Origin of the sequence: Streptomyces thermospinosisporus, assembly GCF_039526425.1 — a bacterium.
Lineage (GTDB): Bacteria > Actinomycetota > Actinomycetes > Streptomycetales > Streptomycetaceae > Streptomyces > Streptomyces thermocarboxydovorans.
The window spans coordinates 5,398-15,848 of record NZ_BAAAIZ010000077.1 but is presented as its reverse complement, the minus strand read 5'-3'; the positions used below and the strand labels follow the sequence as shown (position 1 = coordinate 15,848).

At 72.2% G+C, this 10,451-nt stretch carries 9 protein-coding genes and 1 pseudogene; 4 read left to right on the top strand and 6 right to left on the bottom strand.

Annotated features, from left to right (window positions below):
• Both ABD207_RS23650 and hpnR read right to left on the bottom strand, forming a co-directional pair.
• On the bottom strand, positions 1–472 hold a 472-nt coding region (locus ABD207_RS23650; RefSeq protein WP_344015123.1), incomplete at its 3' end, for a DMT family transporter.
• A 24-nt stretch (positions 473–496) separates the two neighbouring features.
• Entirely contained in the window at positions 497–1,996 is a 1,500-nt protein-coding gene (gene hpnR, locus ABD207_RS23645) for a hopanoid C-3 methylase HpnR (protein WP_344015122.1), read from the bottom strand.
• A gap of 311 nt (positions 1,997–2,307) precedes the next feature.
• Here hpnR and ABD207_RS23640 point away from each other — a divergent pair, with 311 nt between their 5' ends.
• The 4 genes from ABD207_RS23640 (at position 2,308) to ABD207_RS23625 (ending at position 7,642) form a co-directional block, all read left to right on the top strand.
• Positions 2,308–3,153, top strand: coding sequence for an SDR family NAD(P)-dependent oxidoreductase (locus tag ABD207_RS23640; protein WP_344015121.1), 846 nt, complete (start codon positions 2,308–2,310; stop codon positions 3,151–3,153).
• A 178-nt stretch (positions 3,154–3,331) separates the two neighbouring features.
• Positions 3,332–5,677 carry a polysaccharide lyase 8 family protein gene (locus tag ABD207_RS23635; RefSeq protein WP_344015158.1) on the top strand — a complete coding sequence of 782 codons (2,346 nt, stop codon included), beginning with the start codon at positions 3,332–3,334 and terminating at the stop codon, positions 5,675–5,677.
• Positions 5,678–5,831: 154 nt separating this feature from the next.
• Entirely contained in the window at positions 5,832–7,436 is a 1,605-nt protein-coding gene (locus ABD207_RS23630) for an acyl-CoA carboxylase subunit beta (protein ID WP_344015120.1), read from the top strand.
• Between the two features lie 17 nt (positions 7,437–7,453).
• Positions 7,454–7,642, top strand: a complete 189-nt coding sequence (locus tag ABD207_RS23625; protein ID WP_344005002.1) for an acyl-CoA carboxylase subunit epsilon — start codon at positions 7,454–7,456, stop codon at positions 7,640–7,642.
• Positions 7,643–7,928: 286 nt separating this feature from the next.
• On the opposite strand, the gene ABD207_RS23620 is transcribed toward ABD207_RS23625, so the two are convergent.
• From ABD207_RS23620 to ABD207_RS23605, 4 genes and pseudogenes are all read right to left on the bottom strand, one after another.
• Positions 7,929–8,510: a GTP-binding protein gene (locus tag ABD207_RS23620; protein WP_044384251.1), complete on the bottom strand. Its 582-nt coding sequence runs from the start codon at positions 8,508–8,510 to the stop codon at positions 7,929–7,931.
• On the bottom strand, positions 8,491–9,063 hold the full coding sequence (locus ABD207_RS23615; protein ID WP_344015118.1) for a DUF742 domain-containing protein: 573 nt from the start codon (positions 9,061–9,063) through the stop codon (positions 8,491–8,493). The genes ABD207_RS23620 and ABD207_RS23615 overlap by 20 nt, the downstream gene beginning before the upstream one ends.
• Before the next feature lie 94 nt (positions 9,064–9,157).
• A complete protein-coding gene (locus ABD207_RS23610; protein ID WP_029385896.1) occupies positions 9,158–9,571 on the bottom strand; it encodes a roadblock/LC7 domain-containing protein in 414 nt (137 codons plus the stop codon).
• A 10-nt stretch (positions 9,572–9,581) separates the two neighbouring features.
• A pseudogene (locus ABD207_RS23605) lies at positions 9,582–10,451 on the bottom strand (ATPase); the annotation flags it as partial.

Genomic DNA, 10,451 nt, shown 5'->3' with positions numbered 1-10,451 from the left:
CGGCCAGCCTGGCGGCGCCCGCCAGTGCCGCGCAGGCCGCCGCCACGACGCCTCCGGTGACCAGCGCCCACGACACCGCACTGGCGGCCGCAGGGTCACCCCCCTGCGGGCGGGCCGAGGCGAGGGCCAGTGCGAGGCCCGCCGCCACCGCGCCCGTGCCCCACCACTCCCGCCGGCCCAGCCGCATCCGGTGCAGCCGCGCCGACAGGGGCACCGCGAAGACCAGCTCGGTCACGATCAGCGGCTGCACCAGGCTCAGCGGGCCGAACGCCAGCGCCAGCGACTGGAAGCCGTACGCCACCACGGCCAGCCCGATCCCGCACAGCCAGCGGCGGTCGCGCACCAGATGCCCCAGCAGCCGTACCCGCAGCGCCTCCGAGTCCGGCCGGGCCGAGGCGGCCCACTGCTGCAGCACGCCCGCCACCGCGAAGCAGACACCGGCGGCGAGGGAGGCCAGAACGGCGATCGCCATGACGCGAGCGGCCCGGTGACCGGCCTAGTCCGGGGTCCTGCGGCTCGGCGCGCCCTGCGTCGCGCCCCGCGTGTGGACGTACAGCTGCCGCCGGTCGCCCACGTCGATGCGCTGGGGCAGCGGCAGTTCGTAGCGCACCGGGCGGGCGTGGTCGGCGAACTGGCGGCGCGGGTTGTACACCTGGTTGAACTTCCACAGCATGCGCGCGAAGTTGGTCTGCCCGTGCAGCAGATTGCGGCCCAGCACCCGCGCCGCCCCGAACGCCGTGCGCAGCCCCAGATGCTTGCGGTTGATCACGGCCTGGGTGCGCACCAGCTCCTCGTAGAAGCGGTCCAGCGGCAGCGTGGTCGGCACCACCGCGTGCTGGATGTCGAAGAGGCGGTAGTCGCGCGTGGTCAGCCGGCGCGACTCGGTGTGCCAGATCTCGGTGCCCGGGTACGGTGTCATCACCGTGAAGTGCACGATCTCCGGCACGGCCAGCGCGAACTCCCGCACCACCCGGAACTGTCCGGCGTCCCACGCCGGGTCCACGATCAGATTGATGGCGACCTTGATGCCCAGGCGCCGCGCCGTCTGAAGCGCCTGGAAGTTCTCGTCCGGGCTGACCCGCTTGCGGTACAGGTCGAGGCCCTCGGCGTCGATCGCCTCCATGCCGAGGAACATGTAGCGCAGCCCGAGCCGTGCCCACCGCTCGAACACCTCCGGATGCCGCAGCAGCACATCGGCCCGGGTCTCCAGGTAGTACCGCTTGCGGATGCCGCGCCGCTCCACCTCCGCGGCGATGGCGTTGCCGTGCTCGGGCCGGATGAACGCCACGTCGTCCACGATGAACACATTCGGCTCGCGGACGCGCGCCAGGTCCTCCGCCGCCGCCTCGGGCGAGGCCTTGCGGTAGCTGCGGCCGTAGAACGTCCACGCCGAGCAGAACGAGCAGTCCCAGGGGCAGCCGCGGGTGAACTCGATGGAGGCGCACGGGTCCAGCTCGCCGATGAAGTAGCGGCGCCGCGCCCGCATCAGATCCCGCGCGGGGAGCGGTTCGTCGATGCCGTGCAGCATCAGCGGCGCGGGCCCCCGCCCCCGGGCGGTGACGATCCCCGGCACCTCGTCCACGCCGCCGTCGCGCACCGCCCGCAGCAGCGGCCCCACCGCCGGTTCGCCCTCGCCGCGGACCACCGCGTCCACGGCCCCCTCCGCCTGCCGCAGCACCTCCTCCGCGACGAAGGACACGCTGTGCCCGCCGAAGAACACGAAGCAGCCGGGCACCTCCTGCTTCACCCGCTTGGCCAGGGCGATCGCCTCGGGGATGTTCGCCAGGTAGTTCAGCGAGACCCCCAGCGCCTCGGGCCGGAACGAGCGCACCTCGTCGCGCAGCCGCCGCACCCCGAGCACCTGCAGGTCCACGACCCGCACCTGGTGACCGGCCCCGCGGGCGGCGCCCGCCACCCGCTCCAGGCCCAGCGGCTCGAGCCGCAGGAAGATCTCGGAGTACATCAGGGCGCTGGGGTGGACGAGCAGCAGACGCACGATGACCTCGCCACGGGGAGCCGGACCGCATCCGGGAACGGAACAGGGGTCCTCCCTTCGTATCCCGGCGGGCCCGGACCCGTACTGCGCATACGCCCGCCTGGCGGCACCCGGCGGCCCGCAGGGGTGGTCCTGCCGGGACGGCGGCGCGGCCGCCGGATCACGCGGTAGGGCCCACCGGACCGGGTGAGCCGTACCCCGGCGGACGGACCCCCAGCACTGGCGGAGGGTGCCGGGGCCGGGTGTGCTGGAAGCCGAGGACACGCCGCGACGAGAGCAGCGCGGACCGAACAGCGCAGGGAGACCGCCTCGTGACCACCACCGGCTCCGGCTCCACCTACGACCCCCCGGCCGACCCCGTGCGCCGCGCCACCGCCGCACCGGCGCCCGGTCACGGTCCACAACCGCGCACGGACCGCAGGGTCGCCCTGGTCACCGGCGCCTCCTCGGGCATCGGGGCGGCCACGGCGCGGCGCCTCGCCGCCGGCGGCTGGCATCTGCTGCTCAGCGGCCGCGACCGGCGCCGGCTGGAGGAGACGGCCTCCGGGACCTCGGCCGTGGTGCTGCCCGCCGACCTCGCCGCCCCGGACGGGCCGCGGCTGCTGGCGCAGGCCGCGCTGCGCGAGACCGGCCGGATCGACCTGCTGGTCGCCGGGGCCGGCATCGGCTGGGCGGGACCGTTCCTGAGCATGCCGCACACCGACATCGACCGGGTGCTGGCCCTCGACCTCAACGCGACCCTGCACCTGGTCCGCGAGGTGCTGCCGTCCATGGTGACCGCCGGCCACGGCCGGGTGGTGTTCATCGGCTCGGTCGCCGGAGTGGTCGGCGTGCGGGAGGAGGCGGTGTACTCGGCCGCCAAGGCAGGCCTCGCCGCCTTCGCCGAGGCGCTGCGCCAGGAACTGCTCGGCACCGGCGTGGGCGTCACCCTCGTCGTCCCCGGCCCCGTCGACACCGGCTTCTTCGCCCGCCGGGGCCGCCCCTACCACCGCAACCGACCTCGCCCCACCTCCCCGGACCGGGTCGCGGCCACCGTCTGGGAGGCCGTCACCGAGGCCCGCGAGGAGGCCTACATCCCAGGCTGGCTCACCGTCCCCAACAAGGTCCGCGCCCTCACGCCCCGCCTGTACCGCAGGCTGCTCAACCGCTTCGGCTGACCGGGCGGGACCAGCAGCCTCTGCCGCCTTCTGCCGCGTCTGCCGCCCCGGCCGCGTGGGTAGGGTCCAGGACGGTCCGCAGATTCCGTCCGTCCGACCGGGGGCAGTCATGGACAGCTACGGCAGCTACGGCAGCGGCACGGCGCGCGGCACCGGGCAGGGCGGGACGGACAGGCGGATGTTGCCGCGCACCACCCGGCGGGCGCTGCTCGGCGCGCTGACCGTGCTCGCGGTGACCGGGGCCGCCGGACCGGCGGGGACAGCCGCGCCCGCACGCAGACCGACCGGGGCAGCCGGCGCCGACCCCTACGACGCCCTCCTCCGGCGCTGGCTCACCATCGCTCTCGGCGAGGGCTACGACCCGGCCGCCGAGCCCTACGCCTCCCGGCTGGCCGAGACCGGCACCGAGGCCCGGCAGCTGGCGGCCGGCATGGCCCCGGCGCCCGGCTCCCTCTGGCCCGGCCACCCCTTCGACCCGCCCGCCGGCATCACCCTCAGCTACAGCCGCCTGTGGACCATGACCCAGGCCTACCTCCAGCCCGGCACCGGATCCACCGGAGACCCCGGCCTCCTCGCCACGATCCTGCGCGGCCTCGACCATCTCTCCGCCACCGTCTACAACCCCTCCACCACCCGCTACGGCAACTGGTGGGAGTGGCAGATCGGCAGCCCCCGGCTGCTGACCGACATCAGCGCCGCCCTCCACGACCACCTCGGCCCCCAGCGCATCGAGGCCATGTGCGCCGCGATCGACCACTTCATCCCCGACTCCGCGCTCACCGACTACTCCGGCACCTCCACCGGCGCCAACCGCGTCGACCTGTGCCGCTCGGTCGCCCTGCGCGGCATCCTCGGCCGCGACCCCGCCAAGATCGCCCTGGCCCGGGACGCGCTCTCCCCGGTCTTCCCGTACGTCACCCGGGGCGACGGCCTGTACGCCGACGGATCGTTCATCCAGCACACCTGGGTCGCCTACTCCGGCACCTACGGACAGGTCATGCTCGACGGCCTCGCCCGCCTCTTCACCCTGCTCGCCGGCTCCGACTGGGAGGTCACCGACCCGGCCCGGCAGATCGTCCTGGACAGCGTCGAGCACGCCTACGCGCCCCTCATCCACGACGGCCTGGTCATGGACAGTGTCAACGGGCGCGCCATCAGCCGCGGTTACCTCACGAGCGACGACCGGCACGTGATGCGCTCGGACCACTTCCACGGCCAGCAGCTCATCGCGGCCATCGCCCTGCTCGCCGGGGCCGCGAGCCCCGCCGAGCGCGAGCGCTGGCAGGCACGGGTGAAGGGCTGGATCGAGCGCGACACCGTCTCCCCGATCCTGACCGCCCGCCAGTTCGGCGTCGCCGATCTCGCCCGCCTGCACGCCATCGCCGGCTCGCCCCTCCCCGCCGCCCCGGAGCCCACCGGCCACCGCCTCTTCGCCGCGATGGACCGGGCCGTGCACCGCCGCCCCGGCTTCACCGCGAACATCGCCATGGCCAGCGACCGCATCGCCCATTACGAATGCGGCAACGGCGAGAACCCGCGCGGCTGGCACACCGGCGCCGGAATGCTGCTGTGGTGGGCGCCCGGCCTCGGCGACCAGTACACGGACTGGTTCTGGCCCACCGTCGACTGGTACCGGCTGCCCGGCACCACCGTGTCCACCAAGCGCCTGCCCGACCGGGCCGGCGGCGAGTGGGGCGCGCCCAAGCCCGCCGTGCGCTGGGTCGGCGGCACCACCGACGGCGAGTACGCGGCCGTCGGCCAGCACCTCAAGGGCCTCGGCTCCACGCTCCAGGCCCGCAAGTCCTGGTTCTGCGTCGACGACGCGGTGATCTGCCTCGGCGCCGGCATCACCTGCACCGACGGCGTCCCCGTCGAGACGATCGTCGACAACCGCAACCTGGGGGAGGGCGGCACCAACACCCTGACCCGGGGCCCCGGCTGGGCGCACCTGGAGGGCCACGGCGGCTGGCTGGTCCTCGACGGCGAGCTGCGCACCCTGCGCGAGGACCGTACCGGAGCCTGGTCCGACATCAACACCACCAGCACCGGCGAACGCCGCACCCGCCGCTGGCAGACCCTCTGGCTCGACCACGGCACCGACCCCGTGGATGCGACCTACGCCTACGTCCTGATGCCCGGCGCCGACCGCCGGCAGGTCCTGCGCCGCGCCGCCGGCCGCCGCCGGCTGCGGATCCTCGCCAACGACCCCACCCGCCAGGCCGTCGCCCTGCCCGCCCTCGGCCTGACCGCCGCCAACTTCTGGCAGCCGGGCACCGCGGGCCCGCTCACCGCCACCGCATCCGCGAGCGTGCTGCTCCGCCGCCGGGGCCGTACCGCTACCCTCTGCGTGAGCGAACCGACCCGAACGGGCGAACCGCTGGAGATCATCTGGGACCATCCGGTGCGGGGGCCGGTACGGGCCGACGACACCGTGGAAGTCCTGGCCACCGGCCGCCGTCTCCGGGTCCGTGTCACTCCGGGGGAGGTATGTACCACTCATCGCTGTGAGGTGACTCTCAGCTGATGGGTTTGTGCGACCCCTACAAGCGCGAAGCCCTCTGAGCAGTCGGAACGGCTGCATGGCGTTGTGGTTCTGTTCAGTGGCGCCAGGAAAACGCGCCGGAGACTGTGAGGAGTCGACGGCTCGCAATCCCCCGGGGGCTTCGTAAGGTCACTACATGACCGTTTTGGATGAGGCGCCGGGCGAACCGACCGAGATGTCGGGGGAGCCGGCCGACGCGCGCGGACGCGTGGCCGAACTGCACGAGATCCGTGCGCAGGCACTGGCCGGCCCGAGCGAGAAGGCGACGGCGGCGCAGCACGCCAAGGGGAAGCTGACGGCGCGGGAGCGCATCGAGCTGCTGCTGGACCCCGGCTCCTTCCGTGAGGTCGAGCAGCTGCGCCGGCACCGGGCGACCGGCTTCGGCCTGGAGGCCAAGAAGCCGTACACGGACGGTGTGATCACCGGCTGGGGGACGGTGGAGGGCCGGACGGTCTTCGTCTACGCCCACGACTTCCGGATCTTCGGCGGCGCGCTGGGCGAGGCGCACGCCACCAAGATCCACAAGATCATGGACATGGCCATCGCGGCCGGGGCCCCGCTGGTGTCGCTGAACGACGGCGCGGGCGCCCGCATCCAGGAGGGTGTCTCGGCGCTGGCCGGCTACGGCGGCATCTTCCAGCGCAACACCAAGGCCTCCGGGGTCATCCCGCAGATCTCGGTGATGCTCGGCCCGTGCGCCGGCGGCGCGGCCTACTCGCCCGCGCTGACGGACTTCGTGTTCATGGTCCGCGACACCTCGCAGATGTTCATCACCGGTCCGGACGTGGTGAAGGCGGTCACCGGCGAGGAGATCACCCAGAACGGCCTCGGCGGTGCCGATGTGCACGCCGAGACCTCCGGGGTGTGCCACTTCGCCTACGACGACGAGGAGACCTGCCTCCACGAGGTCCGCTACCTGCTCTCCCTCCTCCCGCAGAACAACCGGGAGAACCCGCCGCGGGTGGAGTGCACCGACCCGGTGGACCGCCGCAGCGACGTGCTGCTCGACCTGGTCCCCGCGGACGGCAACCGGCCGTACGACATGGCCAAGGTGATCGAGGAGCTCGTCGACGACGGCGAGTACCTGGAGGTCCACGAGCGCTGGGCGCGCAACATCGTCTGCGCGCTGGCCCGGATGGACGGCCAGGTCGTCGGCATCGTCGCCAACCAGCCGCAGGTGCTGGCCGGTGTGCTGGACATCGAGGCCTCCGAGAAGGCGGCCCGCTTCGTCCAGATGTGCGACGCCTTCAACATCCCGATCGTGACCCTGCTGGACGTTCCCGGCTTCCTGCCCGGCGTCGACCAGGAGCACGGCGGCATCATCCGGCACGGTGCCAAGCTGCTGTACGCCTACTGCAACGCCACGGTGCCGCGGATCTCCCTGATCCTGCGCAAGGCCTACGGCGGCGCGTACATCGTCATGGACAGCCAGTCCATCGGCGCGGACCTCACCTACGCGTGGCCGACCAACGAGATCGCGGTGATGGGAGCGGAGGGCGCGGCCAACGTCATCTTCCGCCGGCAGATCGCCGAGGCGGAGGATCCCGAGGCGATGCGGGCGCGCATGGTCAAGGAGTACAAGGCCGAGCTGATGCACCCGTACTACGCGGCCGAGCGCGGTCTGGTCGACGACGTGATCGACCCCGCCGAGACCCGCGAAGTGCTGATCCGCTCCCTGACCATGCTGCAGACCAAGCACGCCGACCTGCCCTCCCGCAAGCACGGCAACCCGCCCCAGTGACCTTCGGAGATACGACGATGACGACACCCGACATTCGCGTCGAGAAGGGCCACGCCGAGCCCGAGGAAGTGGCTGCGATCACGGCGATCCTGCTGGCCCGGGCCGCCACGCCGGCGGCTGCGCCCGCTCACCGGGGCAGGGCCCGTGCGGGCTGGCGCCGCCTGGAACGCGAACCCGGCTTCCGCGCCCCTCACAGCTGGCGCTAACCCCAAGGGGCCCCAACCGGGGCCCCTTTCCCATTTGGGGTGGGGAAACTTACGCCAGGGGCGCGGGGAACTGCGCGCCCAGCCACAAGTCACCCGCACCCGGCGTTGAACAGCCACCCGGCAGGCGCTGCCCCGGGGGGAGGTTGCGCAACCCGGCGCGACCGGGGTGCCGCCTGCGCCCACCCTCCCCCATCGCCCCAGGCGGTACGACTGGCCGCAGGCGGAAACGGAAGGTGCCCCCGGCCGGGTGGGCCAAGGGCACCTTGGAGGAAGCCTCGTTGGAGAGTCAGCGGAGGCGGGCCATGAGGGCGTGTTCGACCAGGGTGATCAGCGTGGACTTCGCATCGGCCCGATGCCGCGCATCCGTCGTGATGATCGGCGTGTCCGGCCCGATCTGCAGCGCCTCCCGCACCTCGTCCGGCGAGTACGGCTGCTGCCCGTCGAAGCCGTTCAGCGCGATCACGAACGGCAGTCCGCTGTTCTCGAAGTAGTCGACAGCGGGGAAGCAGTCGGCGAGCCTCCTCGTGTCGACCAGCACCACTGCGCCGATGGCGCCGCGCACCAGGTCGTCCCACATGAACCAGAAGCGGTCCTGGCCCGGCGTACCGAAGAGGTAGAGGATCAGGTCCTGGTCCAGGGTGATACGGCCGAAGTCCATGGCGACCGTCGTGGTCGTCTTGTCCCCGGTGTGGGTGAGGTCGTCGATGCCCGCCGAAGCAGACGTCATGACGGCCTCCGTGCGCAGCGGGTTGATCTCCGAGACGGCGCCGACGAACGTGGTCTTGCCCACGCCGAAGCCGCCCGCCACCACGATCTTCGCGGAGGTGGTGGAGCGGGAAGGACCGCCGCTAGAGCTTGCGAAGTCCACTGAGCACCCTTTCGAGCAGTGTCACGTCTGGCTGGCCGCCGGCGTTCTCGTCGCCGCCGGGCTGATGGATGGCGACCAGTCCCGCCTCCGCCAAGTCGGCGACGAGGATCCTGGCCACGCCGAGGGGGATGGTCAGCAGCGCCGAGACCTCGGCGACCGACTTGATCTCCCGGCAGAGGTTGCAGATCCGCTGATGCTCGGGCAGTTGCCCCTGCATCTGGTGCGGCTGCGCAGTGGTGTGCACCAGTGCCTCGATGGCGAGCTGGTACCTCGGGCGTGTCCGGCCGCCGGTCATGGCGTACGGACGCACCAGGGGGTTGTTCGACGCACCCGCGGGCGCCGGCTCGGGGCTGCGGCGCTGCGGCTGCACGGGCTGGATGCGCGGCGCGAGCGGCTGGTCGTACGGCGAAGGGCCGGGGCCCTGCGGCGCGTACGGCTGCCGGTGGTTCGGTGCGGAGGGGTAGCCGTATCCGCTCTGGGCAGCGTCGTTCTGGCCCTGGCCAGGACCGTACGACCAGTTGCCCGAAGACGAACCGCCTGGGGGTGTTGCCACTTTCTCCTCCTCCGACTGTGCCGGGCACCCAACACTGTGGCGCCGCGTCCCGAAACCTTACGGCTACGGGACGCCAAAACGCACCGTCTGTCTTCTAGTTGAGAAGGCTCCCTTGGAGCTCCGCTCGAAGATCCGGCGTCAGGACCGTACCGGCTCGGTCCACCAGAAGGGCCATCTCGTACCCAATGAGGCCGATGTCCGCCTCGGGGTGTGCGAGAACGGCGAGCGACGAACCGTCGGAAATGGACATGATGAAGAGGAATCCCCGCTCCATCTCCACAACCGTCTGGTTCACGTTGCCTCCCTCGAAGATCCGGGAGGCGCCTGCCGTCAGAGACGTCAAACCGGAGGCGACGGCCGCGAGCTGGTCGGCGCGGTCGCGGGGGAAGCCTTCGGACATCGCCAGAAGGAGTCCGTCGGCGGAGACCACCACCGTGTGGGACACCCCCGGGGTGTTGTCCACGAAGTTGGTGATCAACCAGTTCAGGTTCTGTGCCGCCTGGCTCATCGGGCTCACACTAACGCTCCTGGTTGTAGGTGCTGTCAGGACCGAAGCCCTGGCCGTTCGTTTCACTGCCTGCGCTGCGGCCTCGCTGGACGCCGCGTCGCAGGTTGCTCAGCCTGCCCCGGACGTCCTCCGGGGCGCGGGAGACCTGTGGGCCTCCCTGGGGGGTGGTTTCGGCGGAACCCTGAACCAGGTTGGCCTTGGGCACCCGCCGCGGCAGGCCGGAGGAGGTCACCCCGCCCGCCTTGGGCTTGCGGAGCTGCGAGGCCTGCTGCCAGCGTTCGTCGTTCGCCGAACGCCAGCCGCTGTCACCGTTGCTCTCCGCGGTGGAGGCCGGCGGCTCCTGGTTCACTTGCCGCGCGCCGGCCGAGCCCTTCGCGCCGTTCGCGGAGGAACCGCGGCGCGGAAGCCCGGCGTCGGTCAGCTCGTGGACGGTGGAGTGGGCCGGTCCCGGACGGTCGAAGCCTACGCTGTCCCGCTCATCTGCGTCAGCGGCCTGGGTGGATTCCGTGGCCTGGGCATCCGCAGGGTACTGGGACGGGTAGCCGTTGCGGTAGTCGTCCTGCTGGGGCCAGTCGTCCTGCTGCCGGCGCTCGCCGAAGCCCGGGAAGGACTCCCCGGCGGAGTTGTCCTGGCCGCCCTGGTCGGCGTAGGCGGCGTCCTGGTAGCTGCCGTTCGACGAGTAGGCGTCGTTCTGCGGCAGGTGGCCGTTCTGGGCGTAGTAGCCCTCGCCGTACGACTGCTGCTGCGGGTCGTCGTACGACGCCTGCTGCCCGCCCGCGTACGCCTGCTGGTCGTACTCGCCGGTCTGCTGGTCCTGGTAGCCGCCGTCGTAGCCCTGGCCGTTGTCGTAGTCCTGGCCGTTGTCGTAGCCCTGGCCGTT

Coding starts and splice junctions, on each gene's coding strand:
- ABD207_RS23635 (WP_344015158.1), top strand. CDS start 3,332: ATGTTGCCGCGCACCACCCGGCGGGCGCTGCTCGGCGCGCTGACCGTG.
- ABD207_RS23630 (WP_344015120.1), top strand. CDS start 5,832: ATGACCGTTTTGGATGAGGCGCCGGGCGAACCGACCGAGATGTCGGGG.
- ABD207_RS23625 (WP_344005002.1), top strand. CDS start 7,454: ATGACGACACCCGACATTCGCGTCGAGAAGGGCCACGCCGAGCCCGAG.
- ABD207_RS23610 (WP_029385896.1), bottom strand. CDS start 9,571: ATGAGCCAGGCGGCACAGAACCTGAACTGGTTGATCACCAACTTCGTG.